Origin of the sequence: Desulfovibrio sp. JY, assembly GCA_021730285.1 — a bacterium.
GTDB lineage: Bacteria > Desulfobacterota > Desulfovibrionia > Desulfovibrionales > Desulfovibrionaceae > Solidesulfovibrio.
The window spans coordinates 588,535-607,852 of record CP082962.1; the positions used below are offsets into that span (position 1 = coordinate 588,535).

Consider the following 19,318-nt stretch of genomic DNA (forward strand, 5'->3'; position numbering starts at 1 on the left):
GTGGCAGTCGCCATCGTTACCGGCTCGGCCGGCCTGATCGGTTCGGAAACCGTCAGATTCTTCAGCGAAAAGGGCTTTGACATCGTCGGCATCGACAACAACCTGCGCAAGACCTTTTTCGGCGAGGACGCCGACACTTCCTGGAACCGCAAGCGCCTGGAAGACACCTACAAGAACTACACCCACTACGACGCCGACATCCGTGACAACGAGGCCATTGCCAAGATTTTCGGCCGCTACGGCAAGGACGTCAAAGCCGTCATCCACTGCGCCGCCCAGCCCTCCCACGACTGGGCCGCCTCCGACCCCTTCATGGACTTCACCGTCAATGCCAACGGCACCCTGACGATGCTGGAGAACTACCGCAAGAACTGCCCCGAGTCGGTCTTCATCTTCACCTCCACCAACAAGGTCTACGGCGATACGCCCAACTACCTGCCGCTGATCGAAAAAGAGACACGCTTCGAAATCGACCCGTCCCACGCCTACAAGGACGGCATCGACGAGACCATGTCCATCGACCACACCAAGCACAGCCTGTTCGGCGCGTCCAAGGTGGCGGCCGACGTGCTGGTGCAGGAATACGGCCGCTACTTCGGCCTGCACACCGGCGTCTTCCGGGGCGGGTGCCTGACCGGTCCGGCCCACTCCGGCACCCGGCTCCACGGCTTCCTGTCCTACCTCATGCGCTGCTGCATCAGCGGCAAGAAGTACTTCATCTACGGCTACAAGGGCAAACAGGTCCGCGACAACATCCACGCCCACGACCTGGTCAACAGCCTGTGGCACTACTTCGAAAAGCCCCGCGTCGGCGAGGTCTACAACATGGGCGGCGGCCCCTACTCCAACTGCTCCATGATCGAAGCCATCGCCCTTTGCGAGCAGATCTCCGGCAAGAAGCTCAACTACGAGTACCAGGACGACAACCGCATCGGCGACCATATCTGGTGGATCAGCGGGCTCAAGAAGTTCGAGCAGCACTACCCCACCTGGAAAATCACCTACAACGTGCCGACCATCCTCAAGGAAATCTACGAGACGCAGAAAGACGTCGTCGAGCACGAGTAGAGAAGAAAGAAGATAAGAGAAGATGCCTCCGGCGGCCGGGGGGCCACGGGCCCCCCGGTCCCCCCTTCTTGCGGGGCGGTTTGGAGGCCGGCGGCGCACGTCGCTTCGCGCCGAGCACGCCGGCCTCCAAACCGCCCCGCGACAAGGGATGTCCGACACCCTTCCCAGCCGTATCGTCGCACCCCCTTTAAGAGTTTTTTGGGAGGGTGGGGGTCCGGGGGAGGGAACCTTTTTTTGCAAAAAAAGGTTCCCTCCCCCGGTTCCTCAATCCCCAAAAGGAGTCTCCATTCCATGTCCATGTCCAAGTACCAGACGATGCTTGTCACCGGCGGGGCCGGGTTTGTCGGCAGCAATTTGGCCGTGTCCTTCAAGCGCCGGTATCCGGAGCTTACGGTCATCGTGCTGGACAATTTGAAGCGCCGGGGCTCGGAGTTCAACGTGCCGCGTCTGGCGGCCGAGGGCATCCGGTTCGTGCACGGCGACATCCGCAATCCTGAGGACATGGAGTTTACGGACAAGATCGACGTGCTGCTCGAGTGTTCGGCCGAGCCTTCGGTGCTGGCCGGTTTCGGCGGCTCGCCCAAGTACCTCATCAACACCAACCTGACGGGCACGATCAACTGCCTGGAGGTGGCGCGCAAGAACGCGGCCGACGTGGTGTTTCTCTCCACCAGCCGCGTCTATCCCTACGATCCGATCAATGCCATCCCGGTGCGTGAAGCGGAGTCGCGGTTTGTCTGGGACTGCGCCGACGGCCCGCGCGGCTGGTCCTCGGCCGGCCTGGACATCGATTTCGACCTCAACGGCCCCAAGTCGATGTATGGGGCCACCAAGCTGTGTTCGGAATTCGTGTTGCGCGAATACGAGGCCATGTACGGCGTGCGGGCGGTGATCAACCGCTGCGGCGTGATCGCCGGCCCCTGGCAGTTCGGCAAGGTGGACCAGGGCGTCTTTTCCCTGTGGGTGCAGGCGCATCACTTCAAGCGCAACCTGTCCTACATCGGCTTTGGCGGGCTGGGCAAGCAGGTGCGCGACCTGCTGCACGTCGACGACCTCTTTGACCTGCTCGACATACAGCTTGGCGACCTTGAGAAGGCCAAGGGGAAGGTGTACAACGTCGGCGGCGGGACATTTTCCAGTCTGTCGCTGTTGGAAACCACGCGCCTGTGCGAGGAAATGACGGGCAACGCCATCGCCATCCGTCAGGACCCTGTCAACCGCCCGGCCGATCTGGCCATCTACATCGGCGACAACCGGCGCGTGACCGCCGATTTCGGCTGGCAGCCGAAACGGGACGCGGCAACCATCCTGCGTGACCTGCTGGCCTGGGTCCGCGAGCAAGAAGCAAGCCTGAAGACGCTGGCAGGGTTGTAGCACGGCGGCCTCCTCGAGGCGCGCTACGGCCAAGGGGAGGCTCCATGATGCATCGCAAGGTCGATCGTACGCGCATGCTGGCGGATGCGCGTACGATTCGTGAAAACATCAGCCGCGCCCGGGGCTATCTGCGGCGCGACGATCTGTATCGCTGCATCGACGCGGCCAACGACGCCCTGGGCATCAAGAGTTCCGGCGCGGCCCTGGGGCTTGGCCGCTCCGAGGTGGACCTGCTTTTCGCGGAAATGTGCGACGATTTCAGCCGCCATCCCCGGGTGCTGGCGTTTCTGCAACGCATCGGCATCACCACTTCCCCCTTTCTGCGCTACAAAGCCGGCGACGAGATCATCCTGGTCAAGAAGCTGACCGCCCTGCGCCTCAAAATGGAGGAAGCCGAGCGGCGCGACCAGGAACGCATCACCAAGCGCCACGACACCCAGAAGGAAGAGTGGCTGCGGCTGGGCCGCGAGCATCTGGCCCAACAGAGTTTTCCCAAGGGCAAGGTCTATCTGCGGCGGGTGGCGGAGACGTTCGGCGCGGAAGAAGGCGTCATCCGCGACGTGGGCGCGCTGTTTATGGAAGCCGGGCTTTTGACCGAGGCGGCGGAGATGTTTTCCCTGGCCATCGAGCGTTTTCCCAACGACCAGCAGGCCTGGCGGCTCGGCATTGACGCCTGGGATTCGATGGGCGAATTCAAGAAGGCCGAGGAGCTCTACCTGGGGGCGATCAGGATTTTCGGCGGCCACCCCAAGACCTTTCTCAACATCGCCAAATTCTACCTCAAGTGGAACCGCAAGGACGACGCCTACGACTACGCCAACCGCGCCCTGGACCAGGACCCGAATATGGCCGAAGCCAAGGAAATCCGCGACAAGCTGGATCGGTAGGGCTGTCTATTTGCCGATGCAGAATTTCGAGAAGACGGCATTGAGTACGTCGTCTGGCGTGGTCTCGCCGGTGATGTCCGAAACAAGCGCCGCGGCGGTTTCGAGCCGCACGCCCAGCAGATCGTAGGGCACGCCCGCCCGGATATCGGCCACAAGCCCCGCCAGCTCCAGCCGGGCGGCCTCGAGGCTTGCCGCCTCGCGCGCATTGGGGGCCGTGGCGCCCGGTTCGGGCAGCCCGTCACCGGCGGTCAGGCGCTCGCGCATGGCGGTCAAAAGCCCGGTCAAGCCGAAACCCGTGCGCGCCGAGACGGCCACCGTCTCCAGGCCACGCGCCCGAAGCGCCTCGGCCGCCCCCGGCCCGGCCGCCGGCAGATCGGCCTTGTTGACCACGACCAGCACGCGCCTTGGCCCAAGAAGCGCCAACAGTTCCTCGGCCTCGGGGTCCGGGGCGTACGGGGCCGCGCCGTCCACGACATAAAGCCCCAGGTCCGCCCGGCCGGCCCTGTCCCGGCCGCGTTTCTTGCCGGCCGCCTCCACGGCGTCCGGCGTCTCGCGCAGTCCGGCCGTGTCCGTCAGGCGCACGGGCAACCCGTCGAGGTCGAGCCCCTCTTCCAGATAATCCCGGGTCGTGCCCGGCTGATCGGCCACCAGCGCCCGGTCCGTGCCCAGAAAGGCGTTGAAAAGGCTCGACTTGCCGGCGTTGACCCTGCCGAAAAGCGCCACGACCGCCCCTTCGCGAAAAGGCCTGGCCCGGCGTCCGGCGGCAAGCAGGGCGTCGATGCGGTCCATGATGGCCACAACCCCGTCGGCAAAGGCCTCCTTGGGCTGGCACTCCACTTCTTCGTCGGGAAAATCCACGGCCAGACAGACCCCGGCCCGCAGCTCGCCAAGCGCCCGGCCCAGTTCCCGGGCGGCCTCGCCCATGCCGCCGGAAAGGCGGGTTACGGCAAGGGCCGCGTCCACCTCGCCGCGCGCGGCGATCAGTTCCGCCACGGCCTCGGCCTGGGACAGGTCGAGCCGACCATTGAGATAGGCCCGCTTGGTGAATTCCCCGGGCCCGGCCGGCCGCGCCCCGGCCGCGCAGGCGGCGGCCAGGACGGCGGCCAGCACCACCGGCGCGCCATGGCAGAAGATTTCCGCCGTGTCCTCGCCGGTGTAGCTCCCGGGACCGGGCATGAAGGCCGCCATGACCTCGTCGAGCACCCGGCCCGAAGCGTCATGCACGGTCCCGTGGTGCAGCCGATAGGGCCTAAGCCCGGCGAAATCCGGCCGGGCCGCGGTGAAGAGCTTTGTCGCGACGGCCTTGGCCAGCGGGCCGCTTATGCGCACGATGCCGACGCCGCCGCGCCCCGGCGGGGTGGCGATGGCGGCGATGGTGTCGCCCGGAAGGCGGCTGGCGGGCATGGCGACGCTTTCCCTACGCGACGGCGGCACAGCTGGTCTTGGCCAGAAGCGCCTTTATACCGCGCCCCATGCGGGCGATGCCCTCCACGATGCGGTCCGGGTCGGCGTTGGAGAAGTTGAGCCGCATGGCCCGCTCGCCCCCGCCGTCGACGAAAAACGGCCCGCCCGGCACGAAAGCCACCTTTTCCTTGATGCACAGGTCGAACAGGGCAAAGGCCGAGCAGCCCTCGGGCAGCGTCACCCACAGGAACATGCCGCCTTCGGGTTCGGTGCAGGTGACGCCTTCGGGAAATTCCGCCTGGATGCGCTCGAGCATGAGGTCCCGTTGCGCGCCGTAGGCGGACTTGATCTTGGCGATATGGGCGTCGATGTCGTTGTCGGCCAGGTAGCGCACGAGCACCCGCTGCACGAAGGTGGAGCTGTGCAGGTCGGAAGCCTGCTTGGCGGTGACGAGCTTGGGCAGGGCTTCCGACGTGGCCGCCACCCAGCCCAGGCGCAGCCCCGGCGCGACAATTTTGGAAAACGTGCCGAGCAGGAAGGCATCCCCGCCGGGCAAAAACGACGACACCGGCGGCATGGGCTCGCCGGCGAAACGCAGCTCGCCGTAGGGATCGTCCTCCACGAAAACCGCGTCGGAGACGCGCAGCGTCTCGGCCACGGCCCGCCGGGCGGCCAGACTGTAGGTCATGCCCGAGGGGTTCTGGAAATTGGGCACGGCGTAAAACATCTTGGCTTTCCGGGTAAGCAGCAGTTCCGTCAGCCGATCGATGTCCGGCCCCTGGGGCGTGAGCGGCACGCCGGCAAATTCCGGCTCGAACAGCGAAAAGGCCTGTATGGCCCCGATGTAACCGGGCAACTCCACGGCGAGCAGGTCGCCCGGGTCGAGAAACACCTTGCCGATGAGATCCAGGCTTTGCTGGGAACCGGTGGTGATAAGGATATTGGCCGGATCGATGTCCATGCCCTTGCGGGCCTTGTAGCGGGCGGCGATCCATTCCCGCAGTTCCGGCTCGCCTTCGGTTACGGAGTATTGCAGGGCGGCGGGACCGTTCTCGGCCAATACGCGGGCGGCGGCGTCGGCCATGGGGCCGATGGGAAAAAGGTCGGGCTTCGGGAGTCCGCCAGCAAAGGAGATGATGGACGGATCGGCGGTGACTTTGAGGATTTCCCGAATGAACGAACGGCGCACCTGGGACATGCGTTTGGCGAAAGCGGGCACTGGTAGGACCTCCTGCGTGCAAGTGGAGGCCGGGTCTGGCGGATAAAAGGCGGGGCGACGGGCCGCCAGACACGGCCGGTCGCGGCATACTAGACCGGAGTCCTTGGAGATGAAAGATTTTTTTCAGTCGCCAAAGCCCTCTCCTATCGCCAAGAGCGCCTCCCGCCGTGCCTTCGCCCCATACGCCGCCGCCGTCAGCCGCGCATTTTCCAGCACCGTCGCCAGCTTCCCGCCGCCCTGGAGCCACAGTAAGCAGGCCGCCTCCAGATAGGCCGTTGCCCCGAAAACGTCATTGTCCGCCGCGTAAAATCCGTTCCCGCCCCAGGGGACGTCACGAAGCGGCACATCCGGCGCGTAGCCGCCCGCGCCGGCCTGACGCATGTAGTCGAACCCGCCGAACCCGGCGAACCCGGCCACGACGCAGCCGCAGGCCATGGCCTCGAGCGGCGGCAACGGACAGCCCTCGGGAAACCCGGTGGCCAGAAAAACATGGCAGGAGCGCATCGCCTCGGCCACCCCGTCCGGCGGCAGGCCGTCGATGGGCACGAATTCGAGGGGCATGCCGGTACGCGGCGCACGCGCTTCGACCATCCGCCGGATCATGCCGGCGAGCCCCTTGTTTTTGCGCGGCATGTACCCCACGCGCACCGGAGCGGGCGCGGGCCTGGCCTGGGGCGGATAAAACCGGGCCGCATCGATGACCGGGCGCAAGACCGGCGGCAGGACGCCGAGCGCCCGCTCGATATAGCGCGCCACCGGATCGGACACGGCCAGAAACGTCACCGGCAGCCTGTCCCAGGTCACGCCCTCGGGCAGGCCGTTGAAAAGATAGGCCCAGTTCTGGCAGTAGACCACGCAGCGCACCCCGGCCGAAAGCCCCGGGGCCAGGGCGTTGGGCCAGCCCTCGGGCACGAGATACACGTCCCCCGGCCCCATGCCGGCATCGGTCAGGGACACCACCGGGATGTCGGCCGGCAGCGTCAGCGGCGTGGCCCCGGCCTCGCGCAACACCAGCCTGACCTCGCGGCCCATGGCCCAAAGCGCCCCGGCCACATCGAGCAGCACCGCCAACCCGCCGGAAACGGCGCGCAACGGCGGCAAAAAAACGAACGTGCGTTCCACGAGGTTTATCCTTGAATGCCGGCGCATGGTTGCCGGCCCGGTTTCAAAAGGCTAACACCAAAAGCGGCCGCGTTATGCAGCCGTGATGCCGCAAGGAGTCGCCATGCGCAACAACAAGGATGCCATACCCGACCTGGCGCTGACCCCCGAGGAGACCGCCGTGACAACCCTCGGCGAACCCGCCTGCGACAGCCCCAAGCATGTGGGCACGTTCGTGCCCGACGACGCGGCCGTGCTGGTCGGCATCACCCGGGCCTCGGTCTCCTGCGACGGACAGGTTCCCGTCTTCTTCGAGGAAGCCGGGCCGCGACAGAAAATCTTCTTTTCGCCCCACAAGACCAAGGTCGCCATCGTCACCTGCGGCGGCATCTGCCCCGGCATCAACGACGTCATCCGTTCCATCGTCATGGAGGCCCACCACCAGTACGGCGCGGCCGCCACCCTCGGCATCCGCTACGGCCTTCGCGGCTTCATCCCGGCCTGCCGCCACGACGTGCTGGAATTCTCCCCGGACAACGTGCCCGAAATCCACCAGTTCGGCGGCACGGTGCTCGGCTCCTCGCGCGGGCCCCAGCCCGTGGACGAAATCGTCGACGCCATGGAACGCCTCGGCATCGGCTTTTGCATCTTCATCGGCGGCGTCGGCACCATGCGGGCCGCCCTGGCCATACAGACGGAAATCGCCTCCCGAAACCTCGCCATCGGCATCGTGTGCATCCCCAAGACCGTGGACAACGACATCCACTTCGTCTCGCGCACCTTCGGCTTTTTGACCGCCGCCGAACAGGCCACCGAGTCCATCGCCTGCGCCCACGTCGAAGCCCTCGGCGCGCCCTACGGCATCGGGCTGGTCAAGCTCATGGGCCGGCAGTCGGGATTTATCGCCGCCGAGGCCAGCATGGGGCTCAAACACGTCAACATGGTGCTCGTGCCCGAGGAGCCCTTCTCCCTCACCGGCCCGGGCGGCGTGCTCGAGGTGCTGGAAAAACGTCTGCGTTCACGGGGCCATGCGGTCATCGTGGCCGCCGAAGGCGCTGGCCAGCACCTGATCCCCAAAACCGGCCGCTTCGACCCCTCGGGCAACCCGGTGCTCGGCGATTTCTGCGGCCTCTTCGCCCGCGAAATCAAACGCCATTTCAAGGAACAAAAGCTCCCCATCACGCTCAAGTCCATCGACCCGAGCTACATCGTGCGCGCCGTGCCGGCCAATACCGCCGATGCCGTCTACTGCGGCTTCCTCGGCCGTCTGGCCGTCCACGCCGGCATGGCCGGCAAGACCGGCATCATGATCGGATCGGTCAACGACCACTACGTCCACGTCCCGCTGTCGCTCGTCACCCGCGAGCGCAAGCACATCGACATCAACTCCGAGTACTGGCAGGCCGTGCTGGATTCCACAGGCCAGCCGCGCTTCGCCGCCCAGACCGATCAACCCTAAAGGAGCCCTCATGCCGCTGACCCTGCCCGAGGTCCTGGCCGCCATCCGGCCGGTGGACCCGGCCCTTTTCGACGTCGCCAAGGCCCATCTCGACAGTCTGACCAAGCCCCGCGGCAGCCTCGGCCGCCTGGAAGAACTGGCCCAGCGCCTCTTCGCCATGACCGGCGGCAAAGCCCCGACCGTGGACCCGGCCCGCATCTACGTTTGCGCCGGCGACCACGGCGTGGCCGCCGAAGGCGTGAGCCTGTTTCCCCAGGAAGTCACCCGCCAGATGGTGGCCAACTTCCTGGCCGGCGGCGCGGGCATCAACGTCCTGGCCAATACCGCCGGCATCGATATCCGCGTCGTCGACGCCGGCTGCCTGGGCGACCCGTTCCCGCCCCATCCCCTTTTCGCCGGCTCCCGCGTCGCCTCCGGCACCGCCAACCTGGCCACCGGCCCGGCCATGACCATCGAAACCTGCACCAAGGCCTTGCTCCTCGGCGCATCCCTGGCCGCCCAGGCCGCCGCCGAAGGCGTCAAATGTCTGGGCACCGGCGACATGGGCATCGCCAATACCACCCCGTCCACAGCCCTTTTCTGTGCCTACCTGTTCCTCGACCCGGAAACCGTCACCGGCCCAGGCACGGGGCTCGACGCTTCCGGCGTGCGCCGCAAGGCCGAAGTCGTGGCCAAGGCCCTCGAACTGCACAAAGAGGTCATCGACTCCGGCGACCCCGTGGCCATCCTGGCGGCCCTCGGCGGCCTGGAAATCGCCTGCCTGGCCGGACTCGTCCTCGGCGCGGCCGCCAACAAACTCCCCATCGCCGTGGACGGCTTCATCTCCACCGCCGCCTACGTCGCCGCCCGGGCCATCGCGCCCTACGTGGCCGACTACGCCGTCGTCAGCCACGCCTCGGCCGAACCCGGCTACGCCCCCATCATGAACGCCCTGGACCACAAACCGCTCCTCGATCTCGGCCTGCGCCTCGGCGAAGGCACCGGCGCGGCCCTGGCCATCTTCCTCATGCGCGCCAGCGCCAACGTCTACAACAACATGGCCACCTTCGCCGCCGCCGGCGTCAGCGAAGGCTAGCCGGGGCGCTGCCCCGGACCCCGCCGGGAGGCCACGGGCCCCCCGGTCCCCCCTTCTCGGCTCTGGTCGGGCGGGGGAGGGATGGCGTGTCGGGAAACGGTTGGGTGAAGATGGAGGCGGAATTTTCCGGGACGGTGCCGCCGCTTGCGCGGCAGGCTCGTCCCGAACAAATTCCGCCTCCACCACGCCGGTCGCCCCTGCGGGGCGACATTCAGAAAGAATGGATTCTTAAAATGCGGCGCTTCGCCGCTGGCGCGGTTGTTGCCGCAATCGTGTCCGGCGTCGAGGAGCGAAGCGCCTCGTGCCGCCGGGCCGATTGCGGCAACAAACATACGGCGTCCCGCCGCCCAACAACACCACCCACCTGCCCCCAATCCCACCCCGCCAACCCAACCCGGTAAAAGGGGGTCCGGGGGACATCAAGTCCCCCGGCGGGGTCCAGGGGCGGAGCCCCTGCTGTCCCTGCTGTCCCTGCTGCTGCCCTCCAGGACAGCGCCCCGCTTCTCCTTCTCCCCTCGCGGCATCTCCTGCTCCAGCTCCTTTTCCCCGCCGGGACGCACGATAATGTAGGCCTGCACGGCCAAGCCGATGGGGAGATGCGGCGTGCCGTCGAGATCGATGACGACGTCGAGGGAGCGGGCGTCTTGGGGACCGCGCAGGCTGGGGGCAAGATGGGAGACGACGCCGGTGAAGCGGTGTTTGGCAAAGGCTTCGGGGATGAGGACGGCGCGCTGGCCCACGGCCAGACGGGCGATGTCGCGTTCGGGCACGGCGACGCGCACGCGAAGCCGGCTTGTGTCGCCGACGGTCAGGACCGGGGTGTCGCGAGAGGGGGAGACGACCTCGCCGGGCCGGCGGAAGGTGCGCAGCACGAGGCCGTGTATGGGCGAACGCAGCACGGCTTTTTCGGCCTGGGCCTGGGCGGCCACCAATGCGGCCCTGGCGGCGTCGACAGCGGCTTTGGCGTCCTGGCGCTCTTTCTTGCCGGCGGATGACGGCAGGTCGTCGAGCCGGGCCTCGCTTGCGGCCAGGGCCTGTCCGGCCGCCGCGACCCGGGCTTGATATTCCTCCCCGGCCAGTCGGGCCAGGATTTGCCCCTGTTGCACGGTGTCGCCCTCGGCCACGTCAACCGCGCCGATAATGCCTTCCCTGGCAAAGCCCAGACGAATTTCCCCGGACCAGGGTTCCACTTCGCCGGGCGAGGCGATCCAGGCCGCCGGAGAACCGGGGGCGGGTCGGGCCGGCGAAGGGGCTGGCGGCATGGCCGGAGCCACGACGGAGGGGGGCGGCGGGCTGACGCTCCGGGGGATATGGCCGCCGGTATAGAGCCACCAGACTCCGGTGAATATCATGGCGGCGGCGGCAAGCAGCAGGAGCAGGCGTTGCAGCATGGGGGAGCGCCTCCATCGGCGACGATGCGCGGATGTGGCCGGGCATGGAAGTTCTTTCCCGGCTTTTTGGGGGCTACCCCATCATGCCGGCTCCGTAAAGGGGCGGGAAGGATCGGCGAAAAATCGGCCGGAGGGCGAAGGAGGCGGCCCGCCCCCCGGCGCGAAACACACTGGAGCCTGTTGCGGCGTCAGTTGGCGATGCCGAAATCGATGAGCAGCTTTTCCAACTCGCCGATGGACATGGGCTTGGGCACCACGAACATTTCGTTGTTGTGGATCTTTTCGGCCAGGGCCCGGTACTCGTCGGCCTGCGGATGCTCGGGGGAGTAGTCGATGACGGTCTTGCGGTGGATCTCGGCCCGCTGGACCTGGTTTTCGCGGGGCATGAAATGGATCATCTGGGTGCCCAGGCGGTTGGCCAGCTCCTCGATCATCTCCCGCTCGTTGTCGACCTTGCGGCTGTTGCAGATGAGCCCGCCCAGGCGCACCGTGCCGGCGTCGGCGTATTTCACGATGCCTTTGCAGATGTTGTTGGCCGCGTACATGGCCATCATTTCGCCGGAGCAGACGATGTAGATTTCCTCGGCCTTGCCGTCGCGGATGGGCATGGCGAAACCGCCGCACACGACGTCGCCGAGGACGTCGTAGAAAACGTAGTCGAGTTGCTTGTCTTCCTGGTAGGCGCCGAGCTGTTCAAGAAGGTTGATGGACGTGATGATGCCGCGGCCGGCGCAGCCCACGCCCGGTTCCGGGCCGCCGGATTCGGTGCAGCGGGTATCCCGGTAGCCGACCTTGAGGATGTCGTCGAGATCGACGTCCTCGCCTTCCTCGCGCAGGGTGTCGAGGACGGTCTTTTGTTGCAGGCCGCCGAGCAGCAAACGGGTGGAATCGGCTTTGGGATCGCAGCCCACCACCATGACGCGGTTGCCCATCTCGGCCAAACCGGCCACGGTGTTCTGGGTGGTGGTGGACTTGCCGATGCCGCCCTTGCCGTAGATGGCGATCTTTCGCATGCAGTGATCCTCCGGTCTCTTGATGCTGAAGGTCTTTTGGTATCCGGCGGTCCCGGAAGGAGCGCGCGCATTTCGCCCCTTCCGCAAACCGCCCCCCTGCAAGAAGCGCTCGGCATGAAGCACTTGCCGTACCATTTCCAAATTGTACCGTGATTATGCAACGCTACCCTGCGTACAGACACGAATATTGTAAAAACAGTAAAAACAAAATTGTCGCTCTGTAATAACACAACTTCAAAAACGAATGAACACCTTTTTATGAAAACCAGTGTTCCTTCATCTCTTCCAATACAACAGAAAAAACAAAAACGACGCTGCTCCGTGCAACGTCGTTCTTGCCACCAAACGCGGGACCTAAAAGCCAACACTGAAAATGGAGCGGGATATCGGCCGGCCAGGAGGAGGACGCCCCATCCGGCCGTTTCCCTGGAAACTGGGGTCGCACGAATTATTACAAGCTCCGTGCCAAAATACGTTTTCCCAGAAACATGGCCGGATCAGGCCGATTTACCTTTTCGCCTCCCGCCCAGGGGACACGTTTTCCCCACGTTTTCGTACCAACAGCGACAATTTGGTAGGTAAAACCTGCCCCCCTCCTGAAAGGGCCACGGACGGGGGGGACCGCCCCTGGCGATGGAGCCGGCGAAAATGCGCTTCTTGCCGGCTCAGCGCGGGCAACCGGCCACGATGGAGCCGGCGAGCCCCTCGATTGTGGCCGGAGGCGGCAGCTCGCCGGCGGGGATGGGCTCGAAGGCCGGCTGCCCTTGCGCACAGGCGGCGGGGTCCGCCTTGCGGCCGAACCAGCTTGCGGCGACGCGACGGGCCAAAAGCTCGGCCACCCAGGCGTTGCCTTCCGGGCTCCAATGGGTGTCGCGGCCGGTGTAGGTCCGCTTACCCTCGGGCGTGTCGCCGGCCAGACAGGGCGTCAGGTCGTAGATGTCGTCCTGGGGCAGGCCGACCTGTCGGGCCAGCTCGCGGGTGACGCGGGTGGGCAGGCCGCTATCCGCCTTGGCCGGGTCCTCGCCAAGAGCGCGGGCCGCCTTGGCCCCGACTTCGGGCGAGACGGCGCATTCCGGCGGGGACAGCATGACCATGACCGGCTTGCCCGTGCCGGCCACCTTGGCTGCCGTGGCCAGAAAGAGCGCATACCAGGGCAGGTCATTCTTGTAGGCGAACATGGTGTCTTTATAATACGGCTTCATGCTGGAACGCATTTCCGAGGCCATCTGGTCCGGAGTGAGCGGCAGAAGCGAGCTGTAACGCGGGTCGACCTTGTCGGGCATCACGCCCAGCGCATCGAGGTCCGGCAAAAAGAGCATCCGGCGTAGCGCCTTGTCGCTTTGCAGCTTGAACAGCACCTGCGCCTTGACGAAATCCATGAACCGAAACGGGTACTGATGCGGCACCAGGGTGTAGGGGCCGTAGGCCATGCCGCGACGGCAGGCGTCGGCCAGACGCGCGGCAAAGGCGGCTGGGTCATAGGGCGTATTGCGCACGTCGTTGAAGTCGTTGCCGAAATAGACGTTGAAAATAATCGCGTCGTAGTCCAGGGCCTGGGTCCAGAAGGCGAAGCGCTCCAGATAGTCAGGGAAGGAGATGGAGGGGAAGCCGAGATTGACCACGCGGAACGTGCGGCCAAGGCCCATGGCGTTGAGCTTTTTTTCCAGCACCGCGCAAAAGCCGTATTCCGGCTTGGTCACGGCGTAGGTGTAGGAGTCGCCGAAGACCAGGATGCGATACTCGCCGGCCGGCTTGCGCTTGGCGACCACGCCGTGGACGTCGTTGAGCAGCATTTTTTCCAGGGAATAGCTGGCGGCATCCCTGGAGGCATACGAATAGACATGCTCCTTTTCATAATCGCGGAACACGAAGTCGACGATATAACACGCCAGCAGCACCTGCACAGCCACAAGCAGCACGATGCCGCCGATGCGAAGAAATCGTTTCATAATAAGGTAAGTCGAAAAGGAAGCCGGGGGAAACCCTTTCTGTAGAAAGGGTTTCCCCCGGACCCCCTTCCCAAAGACTTTCAATGGAGACAGGTTGTTCCCTGTTCCACAGTTCTACCAATAATAAGGTTTGGGAAGGGGAGAGCGCGAGAGGGGCTACGGCCCTTTGCAAAAGGGTTTCCCCTCTCGCACCCTCTTCCCTCCTACTCTTCCCTCCCCCTACTCCTACTCCTTGAGCACCGCGCCTTCGCCGGCGAAGAACACGCTGCCGGCCGGCGGCGGCACGGACGCGCCCAGGGCGTTGCGGGCGGAGCTTGATCCGTAGAGGGCCTTGTAGCCGAAGGAGATGCCGTAATTGCCGGCGGCCTGGTCGGCCGGGGCCAGGGTGAAGGCGAAGGGCACGACCGCGTCCGGCCCGAGCGGCACGGCCTTGAAGGTTTTTTCCGCGCTGGCCAGGACGTTGCCGGCCGGATCGCGCAGGTAGGCGGTCAGCGTCAGTTCCTCCAGCCGGTCGACCCAGGGCGGCAGGCTGGAGGTTATGGGCGTGGCCCGGCCGTGAATGACGTAGGCGTCGCCGGAGAGCGCGCCGGTAAATTCGAAGCGCCAGAATTTCATGGTGATGCTTGTGGGCGCGGTGGCGATGACCGGGCGCGACTCGAGGTGGGACACGGAAAGGCTGGAGCAGCCGGTGAGCATCGCCACGGTGAGAATCATCGCGGCCAATACGCGCGGCGCAACCGCCAAGCGGCGTGGAGACGTCATATTTCCTCCCTTTCCGGTTGAAGCCCTACTCCCCCGGCCGACGCAGCATCATTTCGGCCAGGGTCATGTCCACCTTGGGCGGCCGGCCGGCCTTGCTGCCCCAAAGCTCCATCTCCAGCCCGGCCAGACGGCGCAACAGCGGCGTGCGGTCCATGGCCTTGAGGTTCGGATTTCCCGCCGCCAGCCGCTGGCACGGTTCGCAGCCCGGAAATTCCCGCACGCCCATGCCGCCGATGAGCACATTGGGCACCCCGTGCAGCCGGCAGATCATGAGCCGCTGCCCGTAGATCCCGCACAGCCCGTCGTCGTTGAGCGGGCACATGATGCGCGGCGTTTCGCCGCGGGAGAGCGCCTCCCGGGCGGCCGCCACATACTCCCTGGCCCGGCCGAGATAGGCTTCGCGGCGCTCGGCCGGCAGGGCGTCGAGGCCCTTGTGCAGGTAGAGCCACTCCACGAGCGTGTGGTGCTGGAAAAAACTCACGCAGCAATTTTCGGCGCAGCCCTCGCAGGACAGGCCGGCGGCCGCCGCGGCGGCGGCGTAGGCCGCGTCCATGTCGGCATACAGCGTGGCCAACTTGGCCAAAACGGTCCGCCTGCGGGAAGCGGGAAACGATACGGTCACGAAGCTATTCCTTTGAGGATTTCCTCGACGCACGCCTCGGGCGTGACGCCGCAACTGGTCACGGTCACATCGGCCGCCGCCGCGTACAGCGGCTGGCGTTCGGCATAGACGTCGGGCAGGGTCAATCCCGCCGGCACCACGAAGGCGCGGGCCCCGGGGTCGCCCACCCGGGCAAGAAACGTGGGCAGATCGATGGAAAGATGGACCACCGGCCCGCTCGCCCGCAGCCGGGCCACGGCCCGGGGGCAATACACCACGGAGCCGCCCGTGGCCACCACGCAACGCTTGACGCCAAGCCCGGCCACCACATCCTCTTCCAGGCGCAGAAAGCCGGCAAGCCCCAGGCGCGCAAGCAGATCGGCCAGACGCTCGCCGGTGGTGGCCTCGATGAGCCGGTCGGTATCGAGGCTGGCCCAGCCCAGACGTCGGGCAAGCAGCGTCGCCAGGGTGGTCTTGCCCGCCCCGGCCATGCCGATGAGGCTTACGCAGCGCTCATCCGATATCCGGCTAAACAAAGGTGGTTGCATGGGTCCGCGTCGGCCGCCGTTGCGGCGAAAGGGACCCTAGCCTTTTTCCCGCCGATTTCAAAGCCGGCCTTTGCCGTCGACGCCAACGTTGTCAGGGAGGCGGCCTTTGGCTAAGAAGGTGCGGGCGCGACGTTTTCCGACGTCGCCGACCTACGGGAGAATCCATGTCGGAAACGACCCTGCGGCTGATCGCCGCCTATACCGAGGAAGCAAACGCCCTGCGCGCGCGTTTTTTTTCCGAAAACGCGGCCCTTGTGGACAAGGCGGCCCGCACCGTGGCCGTGGCCCTGGCCCGGGGCGGCAAAATTCTTTTTTGCGGCAACGGCGGTTCGGCCGCCGACGCCCAGCATCTGGCCGCCGAATTCGTCAACCGTTTCGAGCTGGAGCGCCCGCCCCTGCCGGCCCTGGCCTTGACCACGGACACGTCCATACTTACCGCTATAGGCAACGATTACGGCTTCGACCTGGTCTTCGCCAAGCAGGTCCAGGCCCTGGCCCAGCCCGGCGACGTGGTGGTCGGCATCTCCACCTCCGGCAACAGCCCCGACGTGCTGGCGGCGCTTCGGGCCGCCCGGGAAAAAGGCTGCGTCACCGTCGGGCTCGCCGGCCGCAACGGGGCCATCGTGCCGCTTTGCGACATGGCCCTGCTCGTGCCCCACGAACGCACGGCGCTCATCCAGGAAGTCCATATCGCCATCGGCCATCTGCTTTGCAAGTTGACCGACCATTATCTTTTCGAGGCTGTGGTGGAACTCGGCCCCTATCTCGACGCGGGATAATCCCGGGCCGCCACCCGCCTCATAGTTCAAGGAGCCTTAGCCTATGCCCATTTACGAATACACCTGCCAGAAGTGCGGGAACCAGTTCGAGGAGATCGTCTCCAGCACGGCCACCGAATGTCCGCCCTGCCCCAAGTGCGCCTCCACCGACACCAAAAAACTCATGTCCACCTGCCGCACCCGCACCGGTGCCGGCCAGACCGGCGCGCGCACGGCCACGTCCGCCTCCTCGGGCGGCGGCTGTGCCGGCTGCTCCGGCGGCAGCTGCGCCACCTGCCACTAGTGTTTTTGCGATTGCGCCACTGAGGCGATCCCCGACAGGCAACCAGGCCGGCCCCGGCAGGACCCGAAACGTCCGCCAGGGCCGGCCCAACCGACGCTTCCCAAGGCGTCCGGACAGCGCATGCGCGATAAACTCGTCATCGCCACACGCGGCAGCAAACTCGCCCTGTGGCAGGCCAATCACGTCGCGGCAAGGCTCCGGGAAACCTATCCCGGCCTGGCCGTGGACCTGCTCCCCATCAAGACCAAGGGGGACAAGATCCTCGACGTGCCCCTGGCCAAGGTGGGCGGCAAGGGGCTTTTCGTAAAGGAAATCGAGGAGGCGCTCCTCGACGGCCGGGCCGATCTGGCCGTGCATTCCATGAAGGACGTGCCGGCCGAACAGCCGGCCGGGCTCGTGGTCGGCATCACGCCGAAACGCGAGGACCCCTGCGACATGCTGCTCTCCGTGGCCTACGACAACCTCGACGCCCTGCCCAAGGGGGCCAAGGTCGGCACCAGCAGCCTGCGCCGCAAGGCCCAGCTCACCGCCCTGCGCCCGGACCTCGTTATCGTCGATTTGCGCGGCAACCTGGATACGCGCGTAAGCAAGCTCACAGACGGCCTGTTCGACGCCATCATCGTGGCCCGGGCGGGGCTCAACCGGCTGGGGATCACCGCGCCCAAATCCGAGCGCCTGTGCCCGCCGCGCTTTCTGCCCGCCGCCGCCCAGGGCGCGCTCGGCCTCGAGTACCGCCGCGACGACCGCGAAACCGCCTCCATGCTGGCCTTCTTCGACCACCCCGAAAGCCGCGACGCCGTGGCCGCCGAACGGGCCTTCCTGGGCCGTCTGGAAGGCGGCTGCCAGGTGCCCATCGCCGCCCATGCCGTCATCGACGGCAAGCTACTCTCCCTGGACGGGCTGGTGGCCGATCCGGAAACCGGCCGCACCTTCCGCGACGTGGCCACCGGCACCCGCGACGACGCGGTGGAACTGGGCAAGCGGCTGGCCGACTCCGTGCTGGCCATGGGCGCGCGGGCCATCCTGGACGCCGTCTACAAAACCGTATCCTGAGCATGGCCAAAACCGCCTTCAAAAACGGCCTGTTCGCCCTGGTGTGCGCCGCCATCCTGGCCTGCATGTGCACCATGGCCGTCCAGAGCCGCCTGAACGCCCACCCCGACGAGCTGGACCACATCAACGCCGGGCGCTATTTCATCCAGTACTGGGATTTTCCGGCCCTGGACGACCCGCGCCTGGCCCACACCTTCAGCAACTACGGCGTCACCTACCTCCAGCAGCTCGACGTGGTGTATTTTTTCGCCGGCAAATTCGCCCGGCTCGTCCTGCCCCTGGTGGGGAAGGACTATCTGGCCCTGCGCTTTTTCAACATCTTCCTTTTCGCCATCCTGATGGCGCTTTTCTTGCGGCTCCCGGACAAGCGCAAGATCGCCTTTGTGCCGCTTTTTATAACGCCACAAATATGGTATATTTTCAGCTACTTCAATGGAGACGCCTTTCCCTTTTTCCTGACGTTCTGCATGGTTTTCATCGCGGCCGGGTTCGACCCGCCGGTCTCTCCCCTGCCGCTCGACCTGCATGATCGCGACTTCCGGCGGCTTCTGTGGCTGGGGGCGCTGCTCGGCATGGTGTGCATCTCCAAGCAGAACTATTACGTCTTCGCCGGCTTTCTGCTGGCCTATTTCGGGGTGTGCGGCCGGGCCGTCGGCAACTTCCGCGCCGCGGCCAAAAACGCCGCCGTGGTGTTCCTCCTGGCCGGAGCGCTTTTCGGGGCGCGCTGGGGCTACAACGTCTACGTCAACCGCACGGTGCGGCCCGAAGTGCCCACGCAAAACGCCGAAAAGTACGCCCGGGATGACTACAAACCCTCGTCCCAGGAAGCGGGCACCCAGTTCTGGGGCCTGCGCATGCGCGACCAGGGCCTGACCTATCCCCAGCTTTTCAGCATCTGGACCTGGCACATCTGGTCCTTTCGCACGTCATTTGGCGTGTACGACTACATGAAGATCTACGCGCCCTACATCTTCTACCGCTACATCGCCTATCTGCTGTGGGCGCTCATGGGGGCCCTGGCCTTGGCGCTCATCATGCGCGGCGGCCCGGGCGGCACTGCGGCCGTGATGACCTTTCTGGTCTTCGCCGGCCTGACCATCTTCCAGTCCACCTGGCACTCGTGGGTCGCGGATTTCCAGGCCCAGGGGCGCTACCTCTTCCCCATCGGGGCCATGGCCGGCATGCTGCTGGCCCGCTTCGCCAAGGCCGCCGACCGCACCCTGCCCGTGACCCTGCCGTTGGCCATTGGCATGCTGCTCCTCTCGTTTTATTCCTTCATCTGGGTGGGACTGGCCAACATCCCCAGGTAGTTGCCCGAACGCAAGCCCTCGCCCCCAAAATGCCGGTGAGCA

The 19,318-nt window shown here is 65.8% G+C and carries 18 protein-coding genes; 9 read left to right on the plus strand and 9 right to left on the minus strand.

All coding sequences use genetic code 11. From position 1 onward, the window contains the following. The 3 genes from K9F62_02535 to K9F62_02545 all read left to right on the plus strand — a co-directional run bounded on the left by K9F62_02535 (position 1) and on the right by K9F62_02545 (position 3,329). Positions 1–1,068, plus strand: a complete 1,068-nt coding sequence (locus tag K9F62_02535) for an NAD-dependent epimerase/dehydratase family protein (protein ID UJX41596.1) — start codon at positions 1–3, stop codon at positions 1,066–1,068. 291 nt (positions 1,069–1,359) lie between these two features. Further along, the gene (locus K9F62_02540; GenBank protein UJX41597.1) at positions 1,360–2,442 is read left to right on the plus strand and encodes an NAD-dependent epimerase/dehydratase family protein; all 1,083 of its coding nucleotides are present in this window, start codon (positions 1,360–1,362) and stop codon (positions 2,440–2,442) included. A gap of 44 nt (positions 2,443–2,486) precedes the next feature. Next, complete coding sequence (locus K9F62_02545; protein UJX41598.1) at positions 2,487–3,329, plus strand: hypothetical protein; 843 nt, start codon at positions 2,487–2,489, stop codon at positions 3,327–3,329. 6 nt (positions 3,330–3,335) lie between these two features. Here the strand turns inward: K9F62_02545 and mnmE are convergent, their stop codons facing one another. From mnmE to K9F62_02560, 3 genes are all read right to left on the minus strand, one after another. After that, positions 3,336–4,733, minus strand: coding sequence for a tRNA uridine-5-carboxymethylaminomethyl(34) synthesis GTPase MnmE (mnmE, locus tag K9F62_02550; protein UJX41599.1), 1,398 nt, complete (start codon positions 4,731–4,733; stop codon positions 3,336–3,338). A gap of 13 nt (positions 4,734–4,746) precedes the next feature. Then, the gene (locus tag K9F62_02555; GenBank protein UJX41600.1) at positions 4,747–5,952 is read right to left on the minus strand and encodes a PLP-dependent aminotransferase family protein; all 1,206 of its coding nucleotides are present in this window, start codon (positions 5,950–5,952) and stop codon (positions 4,747–4,749) included. 123 nt (positions 5,953–6,075) lie between these two features. Continuing rightward, a complete protein-coding gene (locus tag K9F62_02560) occupies positions 6,076–7,074 on the minus strand; it encodes a glycosyltransferase family 1 protein (GenBank protein ID UJX41601.1) in 999 nt (332 codons plus the stop codon). 103 nt (positions 7,075–7,177) lie between these two features. Between K9F62_02560 and K9F62_02565 the strand changes: the two genes are divergently transcribed. Beyond that, a complete protein-coding gene (locus tag K9F62_02565) occupies positions 7,178–8,512 on the plus strand; it encodes an ATP-dependent 6-phosphofructokinase (protein ID UJX41602.1) in 1,335 nt (444 codons plus the stop codon). Positions 8,513–8,522: 10 nt separating this feature from the next. Continuing rightward, positions 8,523–9,587, plus strand: coding sequence for a nicotinate-nucleotide--dimethylbenzimidazole phosphoribosyltransferase (gene cobT / locus K9F62_02570; GenBank protein ID UJX41603.1), 1,065 nt, complete (start codon positions 8,523–8,525; stop codon positions 9,585–9,587). Between the two features lie 419 nt (positions 9,588–10,006). Here cobT and K9F62_02575 read toward each other — a convergent pair whose 3' ends face one another. From K9F62_02575 to K9F62_02600, 6 genes are all read right to left on the minus strand, one after another. Further along, positions 10,007–10,978 (minus strand): efflux RND transporter periplasmic adaptor subunit, encoded by a 972-nt coding sequence (locus K9F62_02575; protein UJX41604.1) that lies wholly within the window; start codon positions 10,976–10,978, stop codon positions 10,007–10,009. A gap of 188 nt (positions 10,979–11,166) precedes the next feature. Next, on the minus strand, positions 11,167–11,991 hold the full coding sequence (nifH, locus tag K9F62_02580) for a nitrogenase iron protein (protein ID UJX41605.1): 825 nt from the start codon (positions 11,989–11,991) through the stop codon (positions 11,167–11,169). A gap of 665 nt (positions 11,992–12,656) precedes the next feature. Continuing rightward, positions 12,657–13,940, minus strand: a complete 1,284-nt coding sequence (locus tag K9F62_02585; protein UJX41606.1) for a hypothetical protein — start codon at positions 13,938–13,940, stop codon at positions 12,657–12,659. A 225-nt stretch (positions 13,941–14,165) separates the two neighbouring features. Next, positions 14,166–14,702: a hypothetical protein gene (locus tag K9F62_02590; GenBank protein ID UJX41607.1), complete on the minus strand. Its 537-nt coding sequence runs from the start codon at positions 14,700–14,702 to the stop codon at positions 14,166–14,168. A gap of 25 nt (positions 14,703–14,727) precedes the next feature. Continuing rightward, complete coding sequence (locus K9F62_02595; GenBank protein UJX41608.1) at positions 14,728–15,324, minus strand: hypothetical protein; 597 nt, start codon at positions 15,322–15,324, stop codon at positions 14,728–14,730. Next, positions 15,321–15,851: a shikimate kinase gene (locus tag K9F62_02600; protein ID UJX41609.1), complete on the minus strand. Its 531-nt coding sequence runs from the start codon at positions 15,849–15,851 to the stop codon at positions 15,321–15,323. Before K9F62_02600 ends, K9F62_02595 begins: the two co-directional genes overlap by 4 nt. 164 nt (positions 15,852–16,015) lie before the next feature. On the opposite strand from K9F62_02600, the gene K9F62_02605 reads away from it, so the two are divergent. The 4 genes from K9F62_02605 to K9F62_02620 all read left to right on the plus strand — a co-directional run bounded on the left by K9F62_02605 (position 16,016) and on the right by K9F62_02620 (position 19,276). Then, positions 16,016–16,630: a D-sedoheptulose 7-phosphate isomerase gene (locus K9F62_02605; protein UJX41610.1), complete on the plus strand. Its 615-nt coding sequence runs from the start codon at positions 16,016–16,018 to the stop codon at positions 16,628–16,630. 43 nt (positions 16,631–16,673) lie between these two features. Beyond that, on the plus strand, positions 16,674–16,913 hold the full coding sequence (locus K9F62_02610) for a zinc ribbon domain-containing protein (GenBank protein ID UJX41611.1): 240 nt from the start codon (positions 16,674–16,676) through the stop codon (positions 16,911–16,913). 120 nt (positions 16,914–17,033) lie between these two features. Next, positions 17,034–17,966, plus strand: coding sequence for a hydroxymethylbilane synthase (gene hemC / locus K9F62_02615; GenBank protein ID UJX41612.1), 933 nt, complete (start codon positions 17,034–17,036; stop codon positions 17,964–17,966). A gap of 2 nt (positions 17,967–17,968) precedes the next feature. Beyond that, positions 17,969–19,276, plus strand: a complete 1,308-nt coding sequence (locus K9F62_02620) for a hypothetical protein (protein ID UJX41613.1) — start codon at positions 17,969–17,971, stop codon at positions 19,274–19,276. Positions 19,277–19,318 lie beyond the last annotated feature (42 nt).

Bases quoted from the DNA above. Each gene is read 5' to 3' on its own strand.
- K9F62_02620 (UJX41613.1), top strand. From the start codon at position 17,969: ATGGCCAAAACCGCCTTCAAAAACGGCCTGTTCGCCCTGGTGTGCGCC.
- K9F62_02605 (UJX41610.1), top strand. From the start codon at position 16,016: ATGTCGGAAACGACCCTGCGGCTGATCGCCGCCTATACCGAGGAAGCA.
- mnmE (UJX41599.1), bottom strand. From the start codon at position 4,733: ATGCCCGCCAGCCGCCTTCCGGGCGACACCATCGCCGCCATCGCCACC.
- K9F62_02565 (UJX41602.1), top strand. From the start codon at position 7,178: ATGCGCAACAACAAGGATGCCATACCCGACCTGGCGCTGACCCCCGAG.
- K9F62_02590 (UJX41607.1), bottom strand. From the start codon at position 14,702: ATGACGTCTCCACGCCGCTTGGCGGTTGCGCCGCGCGTATTGGCCGCG.
- K9F62_02610 (UJX41611.1), top strand. From the start codon at position 16,674: ATGCCCATTTACGAATACACCTGCCAGAAGTGCGGGAACCAGTTCGAG.
- nifH (UJX41605.1), bottom strand. From the start codon at position 11,991: ATGCGAAAGATCGCCATCTACGGCAAGGGCGGCATCGGCAAGTCCACC.
- K9F62_02585 (UJX41606.1), bottom strand. From the start codon at position 13,940: ATGAAACGATTTCTTCGCATCGGCGGCATCGTGCTGCTTGTGGCTGTG.
- K9F62_02575 (UJX41604.1), bottom strand. From the start codon at position 10,978: ATGCTGCAACGCCTGCTCCTGCTGCTTGCCGCCGCCGCCATGATATTC.
- K9F62_02545 (UJX41598.1), top strand. From the start codon at position 2,487: ATGATGCATCGCAAGGTCGATCGTACGCGCATGCTGGCGGATGCGCGT.
- hemC (UJX41612.1), top strand. From the start codon at position 17,034: ATGCGCGATAAACTCGTCATCGCCACACGCGGCAGCAAACTCGCCCTG.
- K9F62_02600 (UJX41609.1), bottom strand. From the start codon at position 15,851: ATGCAACCACCTTTGTTTAGCCGGATATCGGATGAGCGCTGCGTAAGC.
- cobT (UJX41603.1), top strand. From the start codon at position 8,523: ATGCCGCTGACCCTGCCCGAGGTCCTGGCCGCCATCCGGCCGGTGGAC.
- K9F62_02540 (UJX41597.1), top strand. From the start codon at position 1,360: ATGTCCATGTCCAAGTACCAGACGATGCTTGTCACCGGCGGGGCCGGG.